At 40.1% G+C, this 25,021-nt stretch carries 15 protein-coding genes, 3 rRNA genes, 2 pseudogenes and 1 riboswitch; of the genes and pseudogenes, 13 read left to right on the top strand and 7 right to left on the bottom strand.

All coding sequences use genetic code 11. The features are described from left to right. Positions 1-28: 28 nt before the first annotated feature. Complete coding sequence (locus WJM97_RS02755; protein ID WP_353931524.1) at positions 29-247, bottom strand: hypothetical protein; 219 nt, start codon at positions 245-247, stop codon at positions 29-31. Between the two features lie 11 nt (positions 248-258). Beyond that, positions 259-882 carry an HPF/RaiA family ribosome-associated protein gene (locus tag WJM97_RS02750; RefSeq protein ID WP_353931523.1) on the bottom strand — a complete coding sequence of 208 codons (624 nt, stop codon included), beginning with the start codon at positions 880-882 and terminating at the stop codon, positions 259-261. A 412-nt stretch (positions 883-1,294) separates the two neighbouring features. Further along, positions 1,295-1,469, top strand: a riboswitch (cobalamin riboswitch). A 41-nt stretch (positions 1,470-1,510) separates the two neighbouring features. On the opposite strand from WJM97_RS02750, the gene cobG reads away from it, so the two are divergent. From cobG to cobJ, 4 genes are all read left to right on the top strand, one after another. After that, entirely contained in the window at positions 1,511-3,064 is a 1,554-nt protein-coding gene (cobG, locus tag WJM97_RS02745) for a precorrin-3B synthase (RefSeq protein WP_353931522.1), read from the top strand. 34 nt (positions 3,065-3,098) lie between these two features. Continuing rightward, positions 3,099-3,728 (top strand): precorrin-8X methylmutase, encoded by a 630-nt coding sequence (locus WJM97_RS02740; RefSeq protein WP_353931521.1) that lies wholly within the window; start codon positions 3,099-3,101, stop codon positions 3,726-3,728. Beyond that, complete coding sequence (locus WJM97_RS02735) at positions 3,725-4,429, top strand: precorrin-2 C(20)-methyltransferase (protein ID WP_353931520.1); 705 nt, start codon at positions 3,725-3,727, stop codon at positions 4,427-4,429. Before WJM97_RS02740 ends, WJM97_RS02735 begins: the two co-directional genes overlap by 4 nt. Before the next feature lie 200 nt (positions 4,430-4,629). Beyond that, entirely contained in the window at positions 4,630-6,360 is a 1,731-nt protein-coding gene (gene cobJ / locus WJM97_RS02730) for a precorrin-3B C(17)-methyltransferase (RefSeq protein WP_353931519.1), read from the top strand. A 691-nt stretch (positions 6,361-7,051) separates the two neighbouring features. On the opposite strand, the gene rrf is transcribed toward cobJ, so the two are convergent. The 3 genes from rrf to WJM97_RS02715 all read right to left on the bottom strand — a co-directional run bounded on the left by rrf (position 7,052) and on the right by WJM97_RS02715 (position 11,848). Next, positions 7,052-7,169: ribosomal RNA gene (rrf, locus tag WJM97_RS02725) — 5S ribosomal RNA — on the bottom strand. A 126-nt stretch (positions 7,170-7,295) separates the two neighbouring features. Further along, positions 7,296-10,120, bottom strand: a 23S ribosomal RNA gene (locus WJM97_RS02720). Positions 10,121-10,361: 241 nt separating this feature from the next. Continuing rightward, positions 10,362-11,848, bottom strand: a 16S ribosomal RNA gene (locus WJM97_RS02715). Together the 16S, 23S and 5S rRNA genes form the textbook arrangement of a ribosomal RNA operon. 419 nt (positions 11,849-12,267) lie before the next feature. Between WJM97_RS02715 and WJM97_RS02710 the strand changes: the two are divergent. The 9 genes and pseudogenes from WJM97_RS02710 to gshB form a co-directional block, all read left to right on the top strand. After that, a pseudogene (locus WJM97_RS02710) lies at positions 12,268-12,975 on the top strand (IS1380 family transposase); the annotation flags it as partial. Positions 12,976-13,032: 57 nt separating this feature from the next. Beyond that, the gene (locus WJM97_RS02705) at positions 13,033-13,164 is read left to right on the top strand and encodes a hypothetical protein (RefSeq protein WP_353933090.1); all 132 of its coding nucleotides are present in this window, start codon (positions 13,033-13,035) and stop codon (positions 13,162-13,164) included. 352 nt (positions 13,165-13,516) lie between these two features. Further along, positions 13,517-13,714: pseudogene (locus WJM97_RS02700) on the top strand (transposase); the annotation flags it as partial. A 614-nt stretch (positions 13,715-14,328) separates the two neighbouring features. Then, a complete protein-coding gene (locus WJM97_RS02695; RefSeq protein ID WP_353931518.1) occupies positions 14,329-15,903 on the top strand; it encodes a tetratricopeptide repeat protein in 1,575 nt (524 codons plus the stop codon). A gap of 89 nt (positions 15,904-15,992) precedes the next feature. Then, positions 15,993-17,318 (top strand): ATP-binding protein, encoded by a 1,326-nt coding sequence (locus tag WJM97_RS02690; protein WP_353931517.1) that lies wholly within the window; start codon positions 15,993-15,995, stop codon positions 17,316-17,318. Next, positions 17,315-17,947: a hypothetical protein gene (locus WJM97_RS02685; RefSeq protein WP_353931516.1), complete on the top strand. Its 633-nt coding sequence runs from the start codon at positions 17,315-17,317 to the stop codon at positions 17,945-17,947. The genes WJM97_RS02690 and WJM97_RS02685 overlap by 4 nt, the downstream gene beginning before the upstream one ends. A 52-nt stretch (positions 17,948-17,999) precedes the next feature. After that, on the top strand, positions 18,000-19,736 hold the full coding sequence (gene hflX, locus WJM97_RS02680) for a GTPase HflX (protein WP_353933089.1): 1,737 nt from the start codon (positions 18,000-18,002) through the stop codon (positions 19,734-19,736). Between the two features lie 144 nt (positions 19,737-19,880). Further along, positions 19,881-20,150, top strand: coding sequence for a glutaredoxin 3 (gene grxC / locus WJM97_RS02675; RefSeq protein WP_353931515.1), 270 nt, complete (start codon positions 19,881-19,883; stop codon positions 20,148-20,150). A 348-nt stretch (positions 20,151-20,498) separates the two neighbouring features. After that, positions 20,499-21,461, top strand: a complete 963-nt coding sequence (gene gshB, locus WJM97_RS02670) for a glutathione synthase (protein WP_353931514.1) — start codon at positions 20,499-20,501, stop codon at positions 21,459-21,461. A 344-nt stretch (positions 21,462-21,805) separates the two neighbouring features. Here the strand turns inward: gshB and ftsZ are convergent, their stop codons facing one another. Beyond that, positions 21,806-23,101 carry a cell division protein FtsZ gene (ftsZ, locus tag WJM97_RS02665; protein ID WP_353931513.1) on the bottom strand — a complete coding sequence of 432 codons (1,296 nt, stop codon included), beginning with the start codon at positions 23,099-23,101 and terminating at the stop codon, positions 21,806-21,808. Between the two features lie 1,024 nt (positions 23,102-24,125). Beyond that, positions 24,126-25,010: an FtsQ-type POTRA domain-containing protein gene (locus WJM97_RS02660; RefSeq protein ID WP_353931512.1), complete on the bottom strand. Its 885-nt coding sequence runs from the start codon at positions 25,008-25,010 to the stop codon at positions 24,126-24,128. Positions 25,011-25,021: the final 11 nt, after the last annotated feature.

The raw sequence follows: 25,021 nt of genomic DNA, 5'->3' as shown, positions 1-25,021 counted from the left end.
ATTTTTTTGACCTCAGTGTTTATTGATTCTACTTACTCGACATAATTGCTATCTCTTTATGACGATGATTAACTGCAAAATGATTAATAAAATTTTCAGCAATTTCTACAGATGCAATCACTAATTTCTGTTCCATATTCCCATAACCTCCCTCATCACTAACTTGGCTATAAATATGAGGGTTAGATAACATAGCTGCTAATAATTGAGAGGCAATTTTTTTTAGATCATCATCATGTTTATTCATTGACTTAACTCCTACCAATCTAAAGGGGGTTCAATAATTGTTGTTGATGCTTTACCAGCACAGACACCAGGTTTATCAACTATTTTTACAGTGCTTGCTTGAGGTCCTTCTTTACCTTCTTCTGGAGAGAAATGTACACCAGTTCCAATTTCTAATCGGTCAAATTCATGATGTAAAACGCTATTTCTGTGGAAATACATCTCTCTCCCATCTAAAGTTTTTAAAAAACCATAGCCATTTTCTCGAAATAACTTAGTCACAAAACCTATATTTTCTGGGACTTCTTCATATCTACCGACTTTTTCACTTGCACGTTGCAGTTGAGTCAGTTTAGCTAACTGCTGTCGCATAGCATCAAAAGTTTGTCTAATTACCGCATCCAGGGGTTCATATTGAATACTTTCCCCAGGATTTCTCTGTGCTACCAGTTCATGTCCAGGAGGAACAGTTAAATCAATTCTAACTCGATAAGGAGAACCACTCCGGGGACGATCATGTATTTTCTCTATGGTAATATGACAGCTATTAATGTAATCACAAAAATGCTCTAATTTAGCAATTTTTTCATGGACTAAATTATCAATCACAGGAGATTTTTCTACATGACGATAAGTAATTTCTGGCGTTACTTTCATAGTATGATTAAAACAGATATTCTACCAATTAATCAAATATTCTTATTTCTCCAAACAACTGAATATTTTAATTCTTAAATCCTCCCATTTTTGCCAATTTAGTATTTGCAAATATTCTATACTTTTACGAACAAAATAATAATTTTGCATCTAACTCTCAATTGGAAACATATTAAAATCCTCTTATGTTAACAACTCATTATAAATAAAAATAAGATTGTAATCATCTAACTAAAAGCTAGATATTGTCACTTATAAATATACCCTTAGTAATAGATGGAAGATATCAATATCCCATTTCATAAAATAAAATACGAATTCATCTGCGTTTATCTGCGTGCATCTGCGTTTTATTCTAGATATTGTCATCAACTGGCGAGAAAATCCTTGTGAAAATCATCAATATTCCTGCTCAAAATTCTCCGCTTGTGGTACAATTCTAAATCTTGGAGTTGGGAAACTCCGGTTAAATTCCGGGACTGTGCCGCAGCTGTAAAGCAATTTGAGATGTTTAGATTGTTGATAACCAAGCCTAAAGTCCTAAATTGAACTTAGTCAGAATGCCAACTCTAAGAAAATATATTTATTCATTTCTGTCTCTGCGTCGCACGGGGAAGGAGTCCGATTTTTGTTAAGCGTATTTACTGCCTGTCCAGGCTTATTTTACACTACACCAGCCCAAGATGGGATTTTATCTCGTCTGAGAATACCCGCTGGAATTTTGAACATTGAACAGTTACATCTGATTGCAGATATAGCCGATAATTATGGTGGTGGCTATGTAGATATCACAAATCGGGCTAACCTACAAATTAGGGAAATCAAGCAAAATATAGGTGTAGAAATTCTTCAAGGTCTACAAACATTAGGCTTGGGTTCTATTAATCCCAAAGTAGATCATATCCGTAATATCATGGCTAGTCCTACAGCAGGTATAGATACACAAGAATTAATAGATGTTCGTCCTCTAGTTAAAGCTTGGGATGAATACATAACAGCTAACTCCCATCTAGGAGAACTATCAGCAAAATTCAGCGTTTGTTTTGATGGTGGTGGTAAACTTTCAGTCGCCAAATGCCCAAATGATATTACATTAGTGGCAACCTCAATTGTAGAGGGGTGTAGGGAAGAACATAAGTTCTTTCCTACAGGGGAATGGGGATTAAATAAAGTATACTTTATTTTGTATATTTGTGGGATTGAATCTCCGGAAAAATTTAAAAATATCGGACTTTACTTAAAACCAGAAGCGTGTATTCCTGTTTTAGCAGCTTTAGCAGAAGTATATCTACGACATACAGACTGTACTCTTCTTCGTAAACCACGTTTACGAGAAGTTATCAGCAATTTAGGTTGGGAAAATTATCTACAGCAGGTTCAAAATTATTTGCATGAACACCACTGGGAATTATTCACAAAGTTACACAATCAAGACTTGATTTATCAACATCAAAATGCAACTTTACGAAGTTATGAAAGAAATAAAAACCCAAAATTTTATCATCTTGGTATTCATCGCCAAAAACAATCAGGATTAGTTTATATTGGTGTAGTCTTGCCTTTGGGACGATTGCAAAGTTGGCAAATTCGAGGTTTAGCTAACTTGTCCCAAAAATATGGTAATGGTACTATCAGACTTACACCATGGCAAAATCTACTGATTACTGATATTTCTGAATCCCAAATTGCTGAGGTAAAGAAAGAAATTCATCTTTTAGGACTCAGTTATTCAGCAATTAACATCAAAAGTGGACTTGTCTCTTGTTCAGGAAAGCGTGGTTGTGCTGCTGCTGCAACTGATACAAAAAGTCATGCTTTAACATTAGGAGAATATTTAGAATCTCATTTATTTTTAGATTCTCACATTAATATTCATTTTAGTGGGTGTGCTAAATCTTGCGCTCAACGTCATCCAGGTGATATTACATTGCTAGGTGTCAACATCGAGGTGGAAAATGAAACATTAGAAGGTTATGAAGTTTACCTTGGTAACGATAATTTACAGCAATTCGGTCGTCAAATTTATGACCACGTACCTTTGGCAAAATTGCCCCAACTTTTAGCCAGAATGTTGAGAGTATATCAAACTAAACGAGTTAATTCTCAAGAATCATTTAGAGAATTTGCCAACCGTTATGATATACCTGAACTCAAACAATTGTTTACTGTCCAATCTATTTAGATCCATTTAATTTTTTAATCCCAAAACCAAGACTATGTATGATTATATACGTGATGGCAACGAAATATACAGAAAATCTTTCTCCATTATTCGCTCAGAAGCTAACTTAGAAAACTTCCCAGAAGACATATCTCAAGTAGCTGTACGTCTAGTCCATGCTTGTGGAATGCCGGACATAGTCCAAGAATTAGAATATTCCAATGATGTGGTGGAGTCAGCCAGAAAAGCTTTAGAGGCTGGCGCACCCGTTTTGTGTGACAGTTATATGGTTGCACAGGGTGTGACTAGAAAAAGACTACCTACCAATAATGCTGTGATCTGTACTTTGAATGATCCCGAAGTGCCGACAATAGCAAAAAGGTTATTAAATACCCGTTCAGCTTCAGCCTTAGAATTATGGCGTTTCCATTTAGAAGGGGCAGTTGTGGCTATTGGTAATGCACCCACAGCCTTGTTTAGATTATTAGAAATGCTAGATGAGGGAGTACCACGTCCAGCCGCTATTTTAGGCTTTCCTGTCGGTTTTGTAGGGGCAGTTGAGTCCAAAGTGGCATTAGCAGAAAATAGTCGTGGCGTACCATTTTTAACTTTACATGGACGACGGGGTGGTAGTGCGATCGCCTCCGCTGCTGTGAACGCCATAGCCACCGAGGAAGAAATATGAACTCAAAAGGCCGTTTGTATGGTATCGGTGTCGGCCCTGGAGATCCAGAACTGTTGACATTAAAAGCATTGCGCTTATTACGTTCGGCCTCTGTCATCGCTTATCAGTCAGCCACAGACCGGGAAAGTATCGCTCGCAAAATAGTGTCTTCATATTTACCCGGTAATCAAGTCGAGGTTTCCTACCATCTCCCCCGTGCTTTAGAACCAGAAAAAGCTAAATCTGTTTATGACCAAGAAATAGAACCCATTAATGAACATTTAGCAGCGGGTCGAGATGTGGTAGTTCTCTGTGAAGGTGATCCGTTTTTTTACGGTTCTTTCATGTACATTTTTACTCGGTTATCTCATCAATATCAAACAGAAGTTGTCCCTGGCATTTCTTCTTTGATGGCCTGTCCAGTATCCTTGGGTGTACCCTTCACCTACTACAACGATATTCTGACGGTGTTACCTGCCACTTTGCCCACAGAAATGCTTATTTCTCAATTATTAGCCACAGATGCAGCAGCCATTATGAAATTAGGCCGTCATTTTGCCAAAGTCCGTGATGTCTTGCATCAACTAGGATTACAATCACGGGCAAGATATATTGAAAGGGCAACCACTACAGAACAAAGAATTTTACCCTTAGATGAAGTCAAACCCGAAGAAGTACCTTATTTTTCTATGATTGTCATCCCGACGATACAAAGACTCTAATCAGAAATTGGATATGTAGGTAGGGGAAAATTCCCCGTGGTTGTAATATCAGAAGTTCAAAATTTTATTGCTGATTGGCACAATAGTATAGATAGACTATTGATTTCGATTTGAAAATCTGGTACGATAAATCTTGATAAGGAAGAACTATCAACTAAAAATAAATAAGTTAATTTTAATACAATCAATACTAAATAATAATGAAAACCAGGGTTGAACCTACCGTAGTCATACTGAGTCAAAATAGTATTACGGTAGCAAAGCAAATTGTCAATATTTTACCAGGAGCAAAGTTATACGGTTTAGCTAGTCGTACTAATGGGGTTGATGTTAGCTTTACTAATTTTGGTGATACCCTACGGGAGTTATTCGCAGCGGGAAAACCAATCATTGGTATTTGTGCAGCGGGTATTTTAATTAGAACTTTAGCACCTTTAATCACAGATAAAAGACAAGAACCCCCAGTGTTAGCAGTAGCTGAAGATGGTAGCGCAGTTGTACCTTTATTGGGTGGGTTAAATGGGGTAAATGATTTGGGACGACAAATTGCAGAAGTTTTCCAGATCCAAGCTGCAATTACCACCACAGGAGATTTACGTTTTCGCACAGCTTTATTATCTCCTCCCACTGGATATTATTTAGCTAACCCAGATGATGCAAAAAAATTTATTGCTGATTTATTAGCAGGAGCAAAAGTTAAATTAGCAGGAACAGCACCTTGGTTAAGTGAGAGTAATTTACCTATAGATGACGATGGTGAGTTAACAATTAAAGTCACAGAAAAAGAGGTAGCTTTTCAAGCTAATTGTTTAGTTTATCATCCTGCTAATATTGCGATCGCCATTACTTCTCCCAACTCAGAAACAGTCAGACACCTTCACGAACTACTAGAAAATATACAAATTTCCCCTCATTCAGTAGCTGTAATTCTTGCACCCATCTACTTAGCTACTAACCCCATAATTGCAAACATTGCTAATATTTTTCAAGTCCCTACACGGTTTTTTACAGCCAGTCAACTAACAGAATTTACAACCAAAGGATTTAGTTTTCATGAAGCTGTGGTCTCTTCTGGTACAGATGCCAATAGTATATCTTTATGTTCTCCATCTTCCCAAATTACTGTTAGTATTACTCCCGAAATTATTGATCCTGAAACCATCGGACAACCCCAAGGAAAATTAGCCATTATTGGGACTGGGCCTGGGGCAAAAAAGTGGATATCACCAGAAGTTACAGAAATTCTCAATCATGCTACCGATTTAGTTGGATATAAAACCTATATTAATTTAATTGGTAGTTTAGCTGATGGTAAAAACATTCACGAATCTGATAATAGAGAAGAAGAAGCAAGGGCAAAAATGGCCTTAGACTTAGCAGCAGAGGGCAAATATGTGGTGGTAGTCTCTTCTGGTGATCCGGGAATTTATGCCATGGCCACCGCAGTTTTTGAAGTCATAGATAAATATAATTGTCCAGAATGGCAGACTATTGATATTCAAGTAGCACCAGGTATTTCCGCCATGCAAGCTACTGCCGCAGCTATTGGCGCACCATTAGGACATGACTTTTGTGTAATTTCCCTTTCTGACATTTTAAAACCTTGGGAAATTATCGCTCAACGGATTGAAAAAGCTGCTCAAGGTGATTTTGTGATTGCATTTTATAATCCAGTTTCTAAATATAGAAATTGGCAATTAACAGAAGCTAAAAATATTTTATTACAACATAGAAAACCAGATACTCCAGTGATATTAGGTTGGAATATTGGTAGACCAGGACAAGCAGTAAAAGTAATGAATCTGGAAGATTTAGAACCTGTAGAAGCAGATATGCGAACATTAATTATTGTTGGTTCTTCTCAAACTCGGAAAATAGAAACTGATGCACAAGATATCAGGGTTTATACACCAAGGCAGTATAATTCGTAATTTTAAAAAGTTTGCAATAATTCAGAAGTCAGGATGCAGAAGATTTGCTAAATAAGTTGACATAATTACAGTAATTATGTCTAATCAGATGCTGTTAAACTATTGAATTTTCGGGTTTTATCATCAACAATAAAAGCATCATGTTCCATACATGATTGTAGCCAATAAAAGTGACAGAAGCCCTGATCTATGTCCGCCCTTGCGGACATTTTTTTTATATTTAGGTAATATAAGTACCTCGGCAAAATTAATTTAACATTTTTGGAACAAACAAAAATCTCTGTAAACCTTACCTGTTCCCTGTTAAGAGTTCCCTGTTCCCTCTCCCAAATATAAAATTTATTTTGCACGACTACTTAGGGTTTGCTGTTCGCGGAGCGTGGCGTAGCCATAAAAGTCCTTTCGTGGAGGCAGGTGACAGTTTCAAGAGTTAGATAGGAACGATTTTTCCTTGGACTAGGAATTAAATGCAAGGTTTTTAAGTTTCCACCTCGTAAAAGCTTGCACTTTTTTTACCTGAAAACGGCTCAAACCCTTTCCCTGTAATGTTTTCACATTTATTCACCAAGTCCTACTTAACAGCTTAGTAAATTTTTACTCAGAATCATAAAAGGGTTTAAATCCATTCATTGCATCCCAAAAAACAAAAGCCCCTCTATTAATAGAGAGGAGGCTTTTGTGTGAATTATTGCCCTGGCATCGAGCTATTTTGGCGTGGGGCAACCCCCAGACTATCGTGGCCGCAACAGCGTTTCACCTCTGAGTTCGGGAAGGGGTCAGAGTGGTTCCACCGCGCAATAGACACCAGGAAAACTTTTAATTGCTAATTTGTAATTCGTAATTCGTAATTCGTGATTAAAGAATTAAAAATAACAAATCAAACAGCAACCCTGAAGACTGCAAGTAACGCGAAATATGATTGACCAATGAGATGAGAGGTCAAGCCCTCGGTCTGTTAGGACTTCTCAGCTACATACATTACTGTACTTCCACTTAAAGCCTATGAACGGGTGTTCTGCCCGTGACCTTACCTACTTAAAGTAGTGAGAACACTCATCTTGAGGTGGGCTTCCCACTTAGATGCTTTCAGCGGTTATCCGCTCCGAACGTGGCTACCCAGCGTCTACTGTTGGTACAATAACTGGTACACCAGCGGTTCGTTCCTCCCGGTCCTCTCGTACTAAGGAGGACTCCTCTCAATGTTCTTACGCCTGCACCGGATATGGACCGAACTGTCTCACGACGTTCTGAACCCAGCTCACGTACCGCTTTAATGGGCGAACAGCCCAACCCTTGGGACGTACTTCCGCCCCAGGCTGCGATGAGCCGACATCGAGGTGCCAAACCTCCCCGTCGATGTGAACTCTTGGGGGAGATCAGCCTGTTATCCCTAGAGTAACTTTTATCCGTTGAGCGACGGCCATTCCATGCTGAACCGTCGGATCACTAAGGCCTACTTTCGTACCTGTTCGACTTGTCGGTCTTACAGTCAAGCTCTCTTATTGCCTTTACACTCGCCGCACGGTTTCCAAGCGTGCTGAGAGAACCTTTGCGCGCCTCCGTTACCTTTTAGGAGGCGACCGCCCCAGTCAAACTGCCCACCTGAAACTGTCCTCTCTCCGGCTGACGGAGATGAGTTAGAATTCTAGCTTCGCCAGAGTGGTATCTCACCGTTAGCTCCCTTCTCCCCACAAGGAGAAGTTCATCGCTTCCCACCTATCCTGCGCAAGCCAAGCCCGAACACAATTCCAGGCTACAGTAAAGCTTCATAGGGTCTTTCTGTCCAGGTGCAGGCAGTCCGTATCTTCACAGACATTCCTATTTCGCCGAGTCTCTCTCTGAGACACCATCCAGATCGTTACGCCTTTCGTGCGGGTCGGAACTTACCCGACAAGGAATTTCGCTACCTTAGGACCGTTATAGTTACGGCCGCCGTTCACCGGGGCTTCAGTCGCTAGCTTCATGTTGCCACTGACCAACTTCCTTAACCTTCCGGCACTGGGCAGGCGTCAGCCCCCATACGTCCTCTTTCGAGTTTGCGGAGACCTGTGTTTTTGGTAAACAGTCGCCTGGATCTCTTCACTGCGACCCACTCTCGTGGGCACCCCTTCTTCCGAAGTTACGGGGCCATTTTGCCGAGTTCCTTAGAGAGAGTTATCTCGCGCCCCTTGGTATTCTCAACCTCCCTACCTGTGTCGGTTTCGGGTACGGGTAAGATATCTTCATCACATTACTAGCTTTTCTTGACACTATCCTTCACCAAACGGAGTTCGTAAACCCCTCCCAAACCAATCAGGGTATGGCTATCTTTCATGCGTCCCTAGCAATGCTCCCATATCTTAGTCAGGGATTGTTGACCCTGTGTCCATCGACTACGCCTTTCGACCTCGCCTTAGGTCCCGACTAACCCAGAGTGGACGAACCTGGCTCTGGAACCCTTAGGGTTTCGGGGCATTGGATTCTCACCAATGTTTGCGCTACTCAAGCCGACATTCTCACTTCCGTTTCGTCCACAGCTGCTCGCCGCTACTGCTTCTCCCTACTACGGAACGCTCCCCTACCGATTAATGTTTAGTTAATCCCACAGCTTCGGTACATCACTTAGCCCCGTTCATTTTCGGCGCAGGATCGCTTGACTAGTGAGCTATTACGCACTCTTTCAAGGGTGGCTGCTTCTAGGCAAACCTCCTAGTTGTCTGTGCAATCCCACCTCCTTTATCACTTAGTGATGATTTGGGGACCTTAGCTGGTGGTCTGGGCTGTTTCCCTCTTGACGATGAAGCTTATCCCCCACCGTCTCACTGGCAATGTGTTCACTGGGTATTCTGAGTTTGTCTCGATTTGGTACCGGTCTCCCAGCCCGCACCGAAACAGTGCTTTACCCCCCAGTTTTAATCATTACCGCTGCGCCTCAACACATTTCGGGGAGAACCAGCTAGCTCCTGGTTCGATTGGCATTTCACCCCTAACCACAACTCATCCGCCGATTTTTCAACATCGGTCGGTTCGGACCTCCACTTGGTGTTACCCAAGCTTCATCCTGGCCATGGTTAGATCACCAGGGTTCGGGTCTATAAATACTGATTATCGCCCTCTTCAGACTCGGTTTCCCTTTGGCTCCAGCATTCTCGCTTTAACCTACCAGTACCTATAAGTCGCCGGCTCATTCTTCAACAGGCACGCGGTCATCCGTTAAATCGGACTCCCACTGCTTGTAGGCTAACGGTTTCATGTTCTATTTCACTCCCCTTCCGGGGTTCTTTTCACCTTTCCCTCGCGGTACTTGTTCACTATCGGTCACACAGTAGTATTTAGCCTTACGAGATGGTCCTCGCTGATTCACACGGAATTTCTCGTGCTCCGTGCTACTCGGGATTCAGCTACTATCCTTCAACTTTCGACTACAGGACTTTCACCCCCTCTGGTGCAGTATTTAGCTGCTTCGTCTAGTCTCTAGATTCGATATCGCTGTCCCACTACCCCAACAAGTAAACCTGTTGGTTTAGGCTCTTCCCCTTTCGCTCACCACTACTCAGGGAATCTCTTTTGATTTCTCTTCCTCCAGCTACTAAGATGTTTCAATTCGCTGGGTTGGCTCTTTCCTGTCTATATATTCAACAGGCAGTATATAGGGTTGCCCCATTCGGACACTTCCGGCTCTCAGTTTGCTTCCAACTCCCCGGAACTTTTCGTAGGTAACCACGTCCTTCTTCGCCTCTGTGTGCCTAGGTATCCACCATTAGCCCTTATTAGCTTGACCACAATCCATTGGTTTCTTCCATCTGACAGTCTTTCGACTGCCTGCTTCGCGTTACTATGCAGTTTTCAAGGTTCTGACTGGCTTTCACCAGCAGTCTAGCTTTTCACTAGTTGCTGATTTTGACCAGAGCAATAATAATACTTTGAAAGAGAACTTACCAATCTCGACCGACCTAGAGTAGACCAATTTAGTCTCTAATTGCTGATTGCTTTCGATTTCTAAATGGATTAGGTCTCCCTAAAAAGGAGGTGATCCAGCCACACCTTCCGGTACGGCTACCTTGTTACGACTTCACCCCAGTCACCAGTCCTACCTTCGGCATCCCCCTCCTTGCGGTTGGGGTAATGACTTCGGGCGTGACCAACTTCCATGGTGTGACGGGCGGTGTGTACAAGGCCCGGGAACGAATTCACTGCAGTATGCTGACCTGCAATTACTAGCGATTCCTCCTTCACGAAGGCGAGTTGCAGCCTTCGATCTGAACTGAGCTACGGTTTATGAGATTTGCATCACATCGCTGTGTAGCTGCCCTTTGTCCGTAGCATTGTAGTACGTGTGTAGCCCAAGGCGTAAGGGGCATGCTGACTTGACGTCATCCTCACCTTCCTCCGGTTTGTCACCGGCAGTCTCTCTAGAGTGCCCAACTTAATGCTGGCAACTAAAAACGAGGGTTGCGCTCGTTGCGGGACTTAACCCAACATCTCACGACACGAGCTGACGACAGCCATGCACCACCTGTCTCTGCGCTCCCGAAGGCACTCTCAGCTTTCACCGAGATTCGCAGGATGTCAAGCCTTGGTAAGGTTCTTCGCGTTGCATCGAATTAAACCACATACTCCACCGCTTGTGCGGGCCCCCGTCAATTCCTTTGAGTTTCACACTTGCGTGCGTACTCCCCAGGCGGGATACTTAACGCGTTAGCTACGGCACGGCTCGGGTCGATACAAGCCACGCCTAGTATCCATCGTTTACGGCTAGGACTACTGGGGTATCTAATCCCATTCGCTCCCCTAGCTTTCGTCCCTCAGTGTCAGTTACGGCCTAGCAGAACGCTTTCGCCACCGGTGTTCTTCCTAATATCTACGCATTTCACCGCTACACTAGGAATTCCTTCTGCCCCGAACGTACTCTAGTTCTGTAGTTTCCACTGCTTTTATCTGGTTGAGCCAAATTCTTTAACAGCAGACTTTCAGTTCCACCTGCGGACCCTTTACGCCCAATCATTCCGGATAACGCTTGCATCCTCCGTATTACCGCGGCTGCTGGCACGGAGTTAGCCGATGCTTATTCCTCAAGTACCGTCATTTTTTTCTTCCTTGAGAAAAGAGGTTTACGACCCAAGAGCCTTCCTCCCTCACGCGGTATTGCTCCGTCAGGCTTTCGCCCATTGCGGAAAATTCCCCACTGCTGCCTCCCGTAGGAGTCTGGGCCGTGTCTCAGTCCCAGTGTGGCTGATCATCCTCTCAGACCAGCTACTGATCGTCGCCTTGGTAGTCCCTTACACTACCAACTAGCTAATCAGACGCGAGCTTATCTTCAGGCAATAAATCTTTCACCTTCCGGCATATCCGGTATTAGCAGTCGTTTCCAACTGTTGTCCCCGACCTAAAGCCAAATTCTCACGCGTTACTCACCCGTCCGCCACTATCTCCGAAGAGACCGTTCGACTTGCATGTGTTAAGCATACCGCCAGCGTTCATCCTGAGCCAGGATCAAACTCTCCGTTTTGGTTTGTTTGTTTAGCTCTTACTATTATTTTTCTCTACTCCGAAATCCTCTTTTCTTCCTTACAAGGATTTCTTTGTTGAAATTTCTTTGACGAGGAATGGTCGTCTTTATTCTTTCAAAGTATTATTTTGTCTCGGTTCAGTTGTGGGCTTCGTTTGCCTCACCCAAATAAATATAGCAACTCTCTCTTTCTGTGTCAACTACTTTTTCTATCTTTTTTGGGATTCTTTGGGAAAATAACCTGTAACTGCTTCTGGATAAGGGTTTTTTTGTGAGGTCTTACTTCTTAGCAAGTTCATCAATATTTGAGATAGCAGGGTTGAAACCCATAAAACCCGGATTTCTCACAAAGAAATAAAAAAAAGGGGTCAAAAACTGAGAAAATGTATATGTAGAAAGCATTTCAACAGTTATAAAGTATGACCCCAGTATCAACAGATTGTACACCAAAGCAGTTCAAATTTGAAAGAGAAAAAGCTCGGCCAGTTGTAGTAAATTTCCAGGGTGGAAGAGTAACATCAGATGCAGGACTAAGTTTAATTGCGGAGATAGACAGAAAACTGCAAATCACATCAAGACTAGCGCAATGTTTCCAAGATTACAGGCAGCCAAATAGAAAACAATATTCAATAGAAAACCTCATAGCACAAAGAATATATGGGTTAATCATGGGATATGAAGACCTCAACGACCATGAAGAACTAAGACATGACCCAATGTTCGCTCTCTTCATAGGAAAAAGAATAAATCAAGAGAATGAACCAATAATATTAGCAGGGAAAAGTACATTAAATCGTTTAGAACATTGTCCAGAAAACATAGAACAGGGAACAGAAAGTAGATATCATCGCATCGGACACTCAACAGCAGAAATAGAAAAATTATTTATCAAAATATTTCTAGAATCATACCCAAAAGAACCAAAACAAATAATCTTAGACCTAGACGTGACAGATGATTTAGTACATGGAAATCAAGAACAAGTATTTTTCAACACATATTATGGAGCATATTGTTATGCACCACTATATATATTCTGTGGCAAACATCTATTAGCAGCCAAATTAAGACCATCAAACGTAGACCCAGCAGCAGGAGCATTATCAGAATTACAGAGAGTCATTAAACAAAGTTTAGTTAAAACTGAATTACAGAATGCACAAGTTGGTACTATCCGTACCAAGTTGTTGAAGTTAGGAGCTTTGATTAAGATAACAACCAGACGAGTTTTAATTGCGATTAATAGTTCTTGTCCCTACAAGGATATTTATGCGACTGCTTACCGTTGTTTGCAGTTGTTACCCAATCCTGGTTAATTCTTTGGCGGCAATTATCACGCTCATTTCTAGTTTTTATTAGGGTTAAAAAACTTGTTTTTTCTTAACTCTGTTTTTTGATGTCTAAGTTCACTAAAATAATTTTTATATCCGTATATACCAAGACATTTATATGATATATTTGACGACTTTTGTTGAATTTATACGGTGACATTTATTTTTTATCATCGCCGCGCTTCATGTATCAAATAAATGCCACTTGCTGTGGCTTTTCATCAATGATTTTTTCTTCTTGTGAGAAATCCGGGAAAAATCCAGTAAGTTTATATAACCCTGTTTTGTCACTTTCCGGATGGATAATTTTCTACATTGGGTCATGGATATGTTTCTTTGGATTGTCCAGATTGTTCTGCGACCTTTAGAGAGGAAGGGTTTTGTACTATTACCAAAGCGTTGGGTTGTAGAAAGAACTTTTGGTTGGCTCAATTGGAGTCGCCGTTTGAGCAAGGATTATGAAAGATTACTCCAAACTTCTGAAACTTTTATGTATATTGCAATGATTCGTATTATGCTCAGACGACTTGCTTGATTATTGACTACCTTTGACTTTTCAAACATCCTCTTATTATCTAGCTTTATTGCTTTCTTTAACAGTTGTTCTAATTTCTCATAATTTAGTACTAATAACCGCTGTGATTCATGAGGATTGTTCTAAATATACTCAAATATGTTACTCATGACACTTAGTAAAAAACACCATTTCTTCGCAGTTATACCATGATTTTATTCTTTTTCGGACAGGTCTATTACAGACAATAATTTTTTACACTATTTTTGCGTCAATACTTATAATAAGTTTAAAACTAACTTTTGTAATAATTTTCTAGTCTCGCGGTTACTTTGCTCACTGTTCTATACACAGGAGTCATATATCATACATAACAGACAGTCAAGATTATAAATAAATTTAATTCCATTTTAGGAAATCCATTTTTTATCAAAATGTATAAAAATGCCAAAAACCTTCATAAAAAACCATCAAATTTGACTATTAGTAATGTTTTAATTTTCTGTTTATTTTCCGTAATTACACCAATAAAATTATCGAAATCATGAATAAATATCAAAATTCAAAAAATTAGCCAAGAATATTAAATTCATGACTCTTTCAGTTTTTATGACAGCATCTACTATAAAAAATATATGACACTAATTTATAGTCACTGGGATGATGACTTGCCCCCAGATCCTCAAGAAGTATATCAAGATTTACTCTGCTCCCTAGAAAGAAAAACAGGGTTTGGCTTATATTTTGTGCAATGTAATCCCGTAGATTCAGATCGTTTTATTAATCAAATCCCCCATGATCTGCCTCACAAAAATATTAAAATATTGCGTTTAGTTGAACCAATTGATAAACTATATCAGCAAGTTAATTCTTTTATCCAAGGTAAAAAAATTGATATTTTACTCATCAAAGGTCTAGAGTATTCACTCTATAAATATGAAAAAAGAAACTTTGGAGAAATCACAGAAGGTCAATTTATAAACTTAACAAAAGTACCACCAATACTAAATCACCTCAACCAGCAAAGAGAAAGATTTAGAGATGATTTCCCATTTTGTTTTGTATTTTTACTACGTTCATTCTCCCTAAATTATCTCATCCATCGCGCACCCGACTTTTTTGATTGGCGTTCTGGAGTCTATGAACTACCTACAACACCAGAATTAGTTGAAGAAGAATCTCGCCGTCTTGTATTAGAAGGAGACTATGAAAAATATTTACAACTTACTCCTGAAGAAAAAATAGAAAAAGTATTAGAAATTCAAGAGTTGCTAACCGACAAGCATCAAACAGATAGTAACAAAGCCAATTTAATATTTGAATTGGGTAACTTGCTTTACTCGGCTGAAGAATACGAAACTGCAATCACATTTTATGAGCAAGAACTAAAAATTAAACCTGATGATAATTATGCTTGGTATAATCGTGGCAATTCATTACTGATTTTAGGACGTAATGAAGAAGCTATTTTATCTTATGATCAAGCATTAAAAATTAGACCCAATGATAATTATGCTTGGCATAATCGTGGTAATGCTCTACAAAATTTAGGTCGCAACGAAGAAGCCATTTCCTGTTATGATAAATCCCTAGAAATTCAACCTAATTATTCCTATTGTTGGTATTATAGAGGTAATGCACTACGAAATTTAGGTCGCAACGAAGAAGCGATCCTATCATACAACCAATCAATTAAATTCAATCCTCAAGACTCCTATGCTTGGAATAATCTTGGTATTGCTTTACGGAATTTAGGCAGGTATGAAGAAGCTGTTATGTCCTATGATCAAGCTCTGAAAATTAACCATCATGACCACTATTCTTGGTACAACCGAGGTATTGCACTGAGAAAGTTAAAACGCAACGAAGAAGCTGTCATATCATATAACCAAGCTCTGAAAATTCAGCCCCATGATCATTACGCTTGGAATAACCGAGGTAATGCACTGGATGACTTAGGAAGAACTGAAGAAGCAATCTTTTCCTATGATCAAGCTTTGAAAATCAAACCTGATGATTACTATGCTTGGTACAATAAAGCTTGTTGTTATGCTGCTCAAAGTAATGTTGAACAAGCTTTAGAAAATTTAGAGCAAGCTATTAATCTTAAACCTATGGAATTTGCAAAAATGGCAGCTGCTGATCTGGATTTTTTGCATATTCGGGGAGATATCCGCTTTCAGGAATTAATCCGAAAAGGCATGAATTAAGTGAGCATAGGTGATAGGGGGTATTAGCCAGTAGGCAGTAGGCAGGAAGTAGTATATTATTTACCCTAAATTAACCAGGTCATTTACTTATGTCCAGCAATTCCGAATTACTGAAAAAACTATACAATGCTTTTAATCCATTTCAACCCTTACCCGCTGGTGATCCCAACTATGTAGACTGTCAAGACGTGCGGGGAGATGCAGATATTTTAGAAGAATTAGGAAATCGGATTCAGTTAGCAAATCAAAACACCTGCCAATTGTATTCAGGTCACAGAGGGGCAGGTAAATCTACAGAATTACTCCGACTCAAAGAATCTTTAGAAGCCAGACAATTTTATGTAGTTTATTTTGCAGCAGATGAAGAAGATATTGATTCCGAAGATGCCCAATATACAGATATATTACTAGCTTGTACTCGGCGGTTACTGCAAGATTTGCAAACCATGGGAGATCCCAAACCAGTTTTAAATTGGCTCAAAGAACGTTGGCAAGACTTAAAAGATTTAGCACTGACAGAAATTCAGATTGAGAATATGAATGTAGAGATGCAAATTTGTCAGTTTGCCAAATTGACAGCTAATTTAAGAGCAGTTCCCGAACTGAGACAACAGATTCGAGATAAAGTCAATCCTCATACTGTCACATTAATTAAAGTTTTAAATGAATTTATCGCCGATGTTAGAAAGCGACTACCAGCCAATCGTAATCAATTGGCAGTAATTATTGATAATTTAGACCGTATGGTATTAGTAAAAGACGGAGATAGAACTAACTATGAAGAAGTTTTTTTAGATCGCTGTGAACAATTAAAAGCTTTAGATTGCCATTTAATTTATACAGTTCCCATCGCCATGGTTTATTCTACCAGAGCCACGGATCTCAGAGATATATATGGTGATCCCCAAATTTTGCCCATGATCATGGTACGTACTCCCAAAGGTGAAATTTATGAACCAGGAATAAATAAAGTGAAAGAGGTAATTTCCCGAAGAATTAGGCAATTTGCACCAGATAAACCCATAGAAACAGAAATATTTGACAATCCAGAAACTTTAGCAAGACTTTGTTTAATGAGTGGAGGTCATGTCAGAAATCTGCTATTGTTAACTCAGGATGCCATAGGACGCACTCAAGATTTACCAATTTCCGAAAGAGCAGTTCGGCGTGCTATCACTCAGGCCAGGGATACCTACAGACGAGCCGTGGAAAACCATCAATGGATTTTATTGGCAGAAGTCTCTCGTTCTAAGCGAATTATTAACGATAATCAGTATCGGAATTTGATGTTTAATCGCTGTCTTTTAGAATATCGCTATTTGGATGCAGATGGAGAAATGCAGCGTTGGTATGATATCCATCCCTTGATTCAAGGCATTCAAGAATTTAAAGAAGCTTTAGAAAATCTCCCATGAATTTAGAGTTTATAGACTGGGATCAAGACTTACCTCCGGAAGGATACGAAGAATATCAAACTTTTTTAAATGCTCTAAAACGCAAAAACAAAAATGAGTTTGGCTTATTTTTTGTCGAGTGTACACCAATAGAAGCAAAGAAAGTTTTTTTACGAATTATCCATGATATACCAGAGAAAAAGCTAGAGGTATTACATCTAATTGAGCCAATTAATACTCTATATAATCGGATCTCGAACCTCTATAAAAATAAGAAATTTGATATCTTGTTTATTCAAGGTTTAGAATATTCATTGTATAAGTATGAAAAAGATAAGTTTGGCAAAATCACAGAAAAATACTCTAGTGATTTAAGTAGTGTGCCACCAATTTTAGATCACTTGAATAAACTGCGAGAAAGTTTTAGGGATAACATACCTGTAAGTTTTGTTTTTCTGGGCAGACCTTTTCTAATAGATTATTTCATTCATCGCTGCCAGGACTTTTTTGATTGGAAATCATTAAATGTTTTGCAATTAACATCTATTCCAGATTTAGATGATGAAGAACCTGCTCATAACTATTTGGAAAAATTTCAGGTTTCCTACTATCCCCCAACTGACAAATATGCTTCCCGTGTGATAGGTTAAAATAAACATATAGAACTATTTGGGGGGGCCAGTTTACTGGTCATAAGCGCCTATAGAGACTATCTTCGGAAATCTCCAAGGTTTAAAGTCCAGCCAGCTAAAACAACTACAGCGGCTGTACCACCAGCGTATATCGAGCGATCGCATGACAACACCGGAGTTCGCTCAACGGCTGGCAGCAATTAGTACGGAATTAAATCAACCAGTATGTGCCTATCTCAACCGTCGCGGACAAGTAATCCGGGTGGGGGTAGGCACTCCGCGTCAAACCCAAATTCCACCCTTAGAACTACCCCGTTATGGTGCAGAGCGTCTGAGTGGGATTCGCTGTATAGCTACCCACCTCAAGCCAGAACCACCAAATGAGGCGGCACTGACAGCAATGGCATTACAAAGATTAGATGCTCTAGTAGTGTTGAATATCACTGGTACGGGATTTACCCGCCGGGGTGGGGGTGCAACTGGTTACGTAAAAGAGGCTTATTTGGCGCATTTAGTTGCCAATAGCAAACAATTAGTTTTAACTCAGTCATCGGGAATTAGTACCCCAGATTCGGCTTTATATGCCCACATATCCCCGCCGTTGAGTGTGGATGCGATCGCCGATCAGGATTTTCTGGACTTGGTAGAAAGTCTAGAAGAAGAATTCCAGCGGGAATATATCGCCCAGGAAGTAGACGCAGATCATGATCGGGTGGTGATTGTCGGGGTACAAACTAACGATATGACCCCCTTACAATTCCACGACACCATTGCCGAACTAGCTAGGTTAGTAGATACGGCTGGGGGTGACGTTTTACAGACACTGCAACAAAAGCGATCGCGCATCCATCCCCAAACCGTCATCGGTGAAGGTAAAGTCCAGGAAGTAGCCCTCACAGCCCAAACCTTGGGAGCTAACCTGGTGGTATTTGACAGGGATCTTTCCCCCGCTCAAGCCCGCAATCTAGAAATGAAAATAGGTGTCAGAGTAGTTGATCGTACAGAAGTAATCTTAGATATCTTTGCCCAACGCGCCCAATCTGGTGCCGGTAAATTACAAGTTGAACTGGCACAGTTAGAATATATGCTGCCAAGACTCACTGGCAGAGGCCGCGCCATGTCCCGACTAGGGGGTGGAATCGGGACTCGTGGACCTGGTGAAACCAAACTAGAAACAGAAAGACGGGCAATTCAACGGCGAATTTCTCGACTACAACAAGAAGTTAACCAACTACAAGCCCATCGCTGTCGCTTACGGCAACGGCGACAACATCGGGAAGTACCTTCAGTAGCTTTAGTCGGTTATACCAACGCAGGTAAGTCTACCTTACTAAATGCCCTGACTAACGCTGAAGTTTACACAGCGGATCAATTATTTGCCACCCTTGATCCCACTACCCGCCGCTTGACCATTCCCCATGCAGATACAAATCAACCCCAGGAAACTCTAATTACAGATACTGTAGGGTTTATTCATGAGTTGCCAGCTTCTTTAATGGATGCCTTTCGCGCCACCTTAGAGGAAGTCACGGAAGCGGATGCCCTATTACATCTAGTAGATTTATCCCATCCTGCCTGGTTGAGTCATATTCGTTCAGTACGGGATATTTTGGCACAAATGCCCATTACTCCTGGTCCTGCGTTGGTTGTGTTTAACAAAATTGATCAAGTTGACAGTGAGTCTCTAGCTTTAGCGAGGGAAGAATTTCCTCTAGCGGTGTTTATTTCCGCGAGTCAACGTTTAGGCTTAGAAACTCTACGTCTGCGCTTATCCCAGTTAATTCAGTATGCTGTAGACTGCGATTAACTTTTTCTGGCCAAACTTTTGAATTTTGACTTCCCCAAGGGTAGCTATCAAACCATTCTGGCGGAAAATGGGGAGAAGCTCCCTTTTCTAATTTCAGTAGCAACAGTCTAAAATTAAAAAGTATTTGCTCAAATTGAGGATGTTATGACTGCAAAAGTAGAAATTTACACTTGGACTACTTGCCCATTTTGTATTCGTGCCAAAAACCTATTGTTAAACAAAGGTATTGATTTTCTGGAATACAACATTGATGGCGATGAGGTAGCAAGAAATAAAATGGCTCAAAGGGCAAACGGTAAACGTTCTGTACCCCAAATTTTCATCAATGATGATCATATTGGTGGTTGTGATGATATGTACGCCTTAGAGCGTCAAAGTAAACTGGATGCTTTGCTAACTGGTAATAAAGTTTAGGTTAAGTTCCATAAAATTCTTCTTCATCGAACCCTCCCTCTAGAAGCTTACCTTAAAGATAGTCAACCACTTGCTAGGAATAACATAAACTGTTTCTATACTGTTTTATGGTCTCTACAGCCATTTTCAGTATTTCTTGTCCTGATTAAACTTCCCTGGGTAATATCAGCCATCAAACTTGTTTTGAGAAAACAGATCATCTAAATTCACTGATACCATTTTGGAGACAAGAATTTTAGATTTTGGATTGGGAATCTCTTTCTGTGTTTAGGTGAGAGTAAATCCATTTTTAAAATCATTAGTCAAATTGGTATAAAAATTAAATTCTTGATGATTGAGGTAGAAAGGGTGAAACTGGCTTTTATTATTGATCCCATCCATCAACTTGATCCATGTCATGATACGAGTGTTGCATTGATGGAAGCCGCACAAATTCTCGGTCATGAAGTGTGGATCACTCAGGCCAACTGGTTAAATGTTGTGGATAGCAAAGCTTGGGCTGTACTACAGCAGGTAGAACTTGTACCTGTGCAGTTATCCCAAGGAAGTTGGATATCGGCAAATCCTTGGTATAAGTTAAGCTCAAGTGTCTTTACTGCTTTGGAATCAATGGACGCTGTATTTATGCGGACAGATCCACCAGTTAATGATTCTTACCTCTATGCCACCTATATTTTGGATTACATTGACCAAACTAAAACATTGGTAATTAATCATCCCAATGGAATTAGAAGGGCAAATGAAAAAATGTATGCTCTTCAGTTTGTTGAATGTATTCCCACAACAATAGTTAGTGCTGAAAAGCAAATTATCCGCGAATTTGTAGAAGCTCAGGGGGCAACAGTTCTCAAACCTTTGGGGAATAAAGCTGGGGAGGGGATTTTATTTTTGCAAGCTGGCGATCGCAATTTTAATTCTATTGTTGAATTAAGCACCCTTCAAGGTCGAGTACCTGTGATGGTACAAAAATATTTACCGGAGGCGAAGGAAGGAGACAAGCGAATTATCTTACTCAATGGCGAACCCATAGGAGCGCTGAATCGCCTTTCTAGCGGTAGTGATTTTCGCAATAATATGGCAACTGGTGGAACAGTCGCAAAAACCGAAATTACCCCTAGAGAGCAAGAAATTTGCGCCTCATTAGCCGAAAAACTGCGTCAAGAAGGGTTAATTTTTGTAGGTATTGACGTAATTGGTGGCTACCTCACAGAAGTCAACGTTACTAGTCCTACAGGTATTCGGGAAATTGACCGCTTAGATGGTACTCACCTTGCTCATCAGGTGATTCAATGGCTAGAACAAAAGCAGTAGCAAAGATTAGTAATTGATAGGGGTAAAGGATGAAAAAAGCCTTTCCCCATCATCATTTCCAATTTCCACCAGTTTTTTCACTGGTGTCTTCAATCCTATGGATAGGAAAAATTCCAATTATAAAAATGTGGGGTAGGTAACTAAACTTCTGCTCCCTACCCTATAGCCGTATGCACTTGAATGATATGCAAATTTGACATCAAAACCCTTGCCCCAAGAGGGTTTTACTGCTGACCGCCGACTAGCGATAAATTGTATTTACTCCTAAAACTAAGACATTGCCTACAGAACTCAGCTAAAACTAAGACTGCAAATTTAATCTAAAATCTCAAATCTACAATCACTTAATTTTTGGGTGGAGTGCGTCGCCGTTGCAGAAAATCAGGAATATCTAAAATTGGTTTTTCCTTGGGTTCAGGAGTTGGGCTAGGCTGATTGACAGTTGGTTGATTAACCCCTGGTTGTGTTCCTGTTTTCTTGGTAGTTGTAGGTACTACTCTGGTATTGTTAGCACTTTGTTGTTGTACAGCTTGAATTTCTCCTGTAAACCCAGTAGCAATCACCGTAATTCTGACTTCTCCTTGTAATCTGTCATCAATTACCGCGCCAAAAATAATATTAGCGTTGGGATCAACCACTTCATAGATTGTTTCCGCTGCCGCATTCACTTCATGAAGAGTGAGGTCACTACCACCAGTGATATTAAAGACAACACCTCTAGCTCCTTCAATAGAACATTCTAATAATGGTGAAGAAATTGCGGCGATCGCCGCTTCTCTAGCTCTTGATTTGCCAGAACTCACACCAATACCCATTAATGCTGATCCCGCATCTGCCATCACAGCCCGGACATCAGCAAAGTCAACATTTACCAATCCCGGAATCGTAATAATATCCGAAATACCTTGAACACCTTGACGCAGAACATCATCAGCATAACGAAAAGCTTCCTGTACAGGAGTTTGTTCTGGTATTACTTCCAATAACTTATTGTTAGGAATAATGATCAGGGTATCTACTCGACTTTTTAGCCCTTCAATACCTTGCTCTGCTTGGGTAGTACGTCTTCTCCCCTCAAATACGAATGGTCTAGTCACGACACCAACAGTTAAAGCACCCATTTCCTTAGCTACTTCTGCCACAATTGGCGCAGCCCCAGTACCTGTTCCACCCCCCATACCGGCAGTAATAAATACTAAGTCTGCCCCTTCCAATGCTGTAGCAATCTCATCACGGGACTCCTCCGCTGCCTTTTGGCCAATGGCAGGATTACCCCCTGCACCCAATCCCCTCGTTAACTTCTGTCCGATTTGCAACCTACTGGGAGCGCCAGCTAAAGTCAGAGCTTGGGCATCAGTATTAATTGACCAAAACTCCACCCCGGAGACATCAGACTCGATCATGCGGTTAACAGCATTGCCACCACCACCACCAACACCAATAACTTTAATATTGGCAACTCGGCCGGGTACAATTTCACCAATGAGACTGGTTTCAGGCATTTTTTTATCGTGATTTTGTCCAAAGTTTAAGGAAGAACTACTAAAGGGATTCTTGGAGTTCACCGCTACAGATAGTCCTTGCTGTCCTGCTGATTGGGTATTTTGATAGATAAGCTCTTGGTTATTGTCAAGTGTCATCGGATTTATGAAAGATAGATAAACGAGTTTTTGGTGTTGTTCACTTAATAGTCCACTATAGTTGAGTTAGAGATTATCACTATTTATGGTACTGTCTTTTATTTTTATGAACACTGCTGAACCTAAGTAATTGGTCTGGAGATAGTTGCGCGTAGCATAAGCTAAAAACCTATGTGTTTCCTTCCTATCCAGTAGGAAATCAAATCTCTAATTCTCAAAAAGTATTGCTACTCCGTGGGAAAATTGATTTATGTGGCTTGGTCTGTGATCTAAAATATTAACGTTTTCAATCCTATATTTCTAATTTATTTACGTCTGCAAATGCTAATATTATCTTCTGTATCCTCCTCATACCCATATTACCAATCAAATATTCATTAGTAGTTAATTTTACAACTTGATGAGTTCTTTTTTCCATATTTTCTACATAAATTTTGAGTTATTAAATGTATAGTTTTTTGTTCTAATTTCTTAAAATACTTAAATAAGCATTTCTAGATAGTGGGGAATAGTTGTTGTACACATCAGCAGGGTAAAAGCAAACTTGTACTGGCAACTTTCAGAAGATATTCAGAGTGATAAATCCACACGACTATAACCAATGTTATCTGCAATAACCCAATAACTAACAGATTTTACCATTAGAGATAATTGCAATTTTGGACAAAAATTAGGACTTTTACTCAGAATTTTCTCAGATTACTGACCTAAAAACAAGACTGACTCACTAAGAGTATTCTTGTGAGTCTATGCTGGTTGTGAAGTATGGAACTAAATTATTTTTGACCTCAGCTGATCCGTAGGTTCTATCACTAATTTTTAATCCCACTACAAAGATTCCATATTCTGGCAGTTTATATCATAGCTATTGCTAATGTAATCAAAACTTAATGCTAATTTTTGTTTTGAAAAATTTCATCTTCGCTATAGTCAAGTCCCTATTGCGACAGGGAAAAGGTTTTGAGGAATTTTACTTTTCGTTACATACTTTTGTTTTTTCACTTAACAGACTTAATTTATTAAATTAATTCGTATGTACTAACAAAGAACTAGGATTTTTGATATCAATATAAGCTATTTGTTGAGAATCCAGTTGTGATGGTAATTGTTCAAGTTGTTTAAGTACATGAAATTTTTCAGCTAATTGAGTGGGAACACCAAGGTGGACATTACCCAATTCAGTTTTCAAAATTAAATTTGTGGGATCTTGACAATCAATTTCCGTCACTTGTATCCCACTCTGACTAACAGCTTGGTAAAGTTGATGCCAGTAGGCACGATATTGTTCTGGTACACCAATAACTTTAAGACTAGGCAATTTACCATTAGGGTTGAGTGCAGTGTATTTTTGCCAGGGGATTAAAGCTCCATTGGCATCTAATAAATTTACCTGACTGTGTTTATTCTGAGTATGGGGGTTTTTTAGACATGGGTTTGTTGATTTATCAGTAGATTTTTCTGAGGATTGGGGCTGATTCTGGCAATTACTGGTATTTTGTTTTGGTAACATTTGAGCAATTGCTACTGGTGATTTTTCTCGAATTTCGATAATTAGCCCTGGGGGAAACAGACGACGACTCACAGATGCTTGTGAAATGGCTGGTTGTTTCTTTAATGTTTCCGCAATGGTAGCTGGTTCAATTCGCCATAGAGACTGGGGATAGGAAAGCTGCAAAAGTGACTGAGTGATTTGGGCGGATAATAATTTACTGTTGGATCTCATCACCACTTGGGTGGAAGTCCTCAAAACCCAAATAGGCTGAACTGTTACCCAAAGCAGACCTCCTGCCATACCAGTAGCAGCCAATGTTCGCCAAATAGTTTGAATAATTTTTATCCGTCGTTGCCGACGTAGCTTTTGACGGCGCTGGGCTAAATCTTTACGGGAAACTGAGATAATACCTGCCATTAAAACCCCTC

It is taken from the genome of Okeanomitos corallinicola TIOX110 (assembly GCF_038050375.1).
In the GTDB taxonomy this organism is placed as follows: Bacteria; Cyanobacteriota; Cyanobacteriia; order Cyanobacteriales; family Nostocaceae; genus Okeanomitos; species Okeanomitos corallinicola.
Note: the sequence above shows the minus strand (reverse complement) of the source record. Positions and strands in the feature narration are given on the sequence as shown.

Coding starts and splice junctions, on each gene's coding strand:
- WJM97_RS02755 (WP_353931524.1), bottom strand. CDS start 247: ATGAATAAACATGATGATGATCTAAAAAAAATTGCCTCTCAATTATTA.
- WJM97_RS02750 (WP_353931523.1), bottom strand. CDS start 882: ATGAAAGTAACGCCAGAAATTACTTATCGTCATGTAGAAAAATCTCCT.
- WJM97_RS02740 (WP_353931521.1), top strand. CDS start 3,099: ATGTATGATTATATACGTGATGGCAACGAAATATACAGAAAATCTTTC.
- WJM97_RS02735 (WP_353931520.1), top strand. CDS start 3,725: ATGAACTCAAAAGGCCGTTTGTATGGTATCGGTGTCGGCCCTGGAGAT.
- cobJ (WP_353931519.1), top strand. CDS start 4,630: ATGAAAACCAGGGTTGAACCTACCGTAGTCATACTGAGTCAAAATAGT.
- WJM97_RS02695 (WP_353931518.1), top strand. CDS start 14,329: ATGACACTAATTTATAGTCACTGGGATGATGACTTGCCCCCAGATCCT.
- WJM97_RS02690 (WP_353931517.1), top strand. CDS start 15,993: ATGTCCAGCAATTCCGAATTACTGAAAAAACTATACAATGCTTTTAAT.
- WJM97_RS02685 (WP_353931516.1), top strand. CDS start 17,315: ATGAATTTAGAGTTTATAGACTGGGATCAAGACTTACCTCCGGAAGGA.
- grxC (WP_353931515.1), top strand. CDS start 19,881: ATGACTGCAAAAGTAGAAATTTACACTTGGACTACTTGCCCATTTTGT.
- ftsZ (WP_353931513.1), bottom strand. CDS start 23,101: ATGACACTTGACAATAACCAAGAGCTTATCTATCAAAATACCCAATCA.
- WJM97_RS02660 (WP_353931512.1), bottom strand. CDS start 25,010: ATGGCAGGTATTATCTCAGTTTCCCGTAAAGATTTAGCCCAGCGCCGT.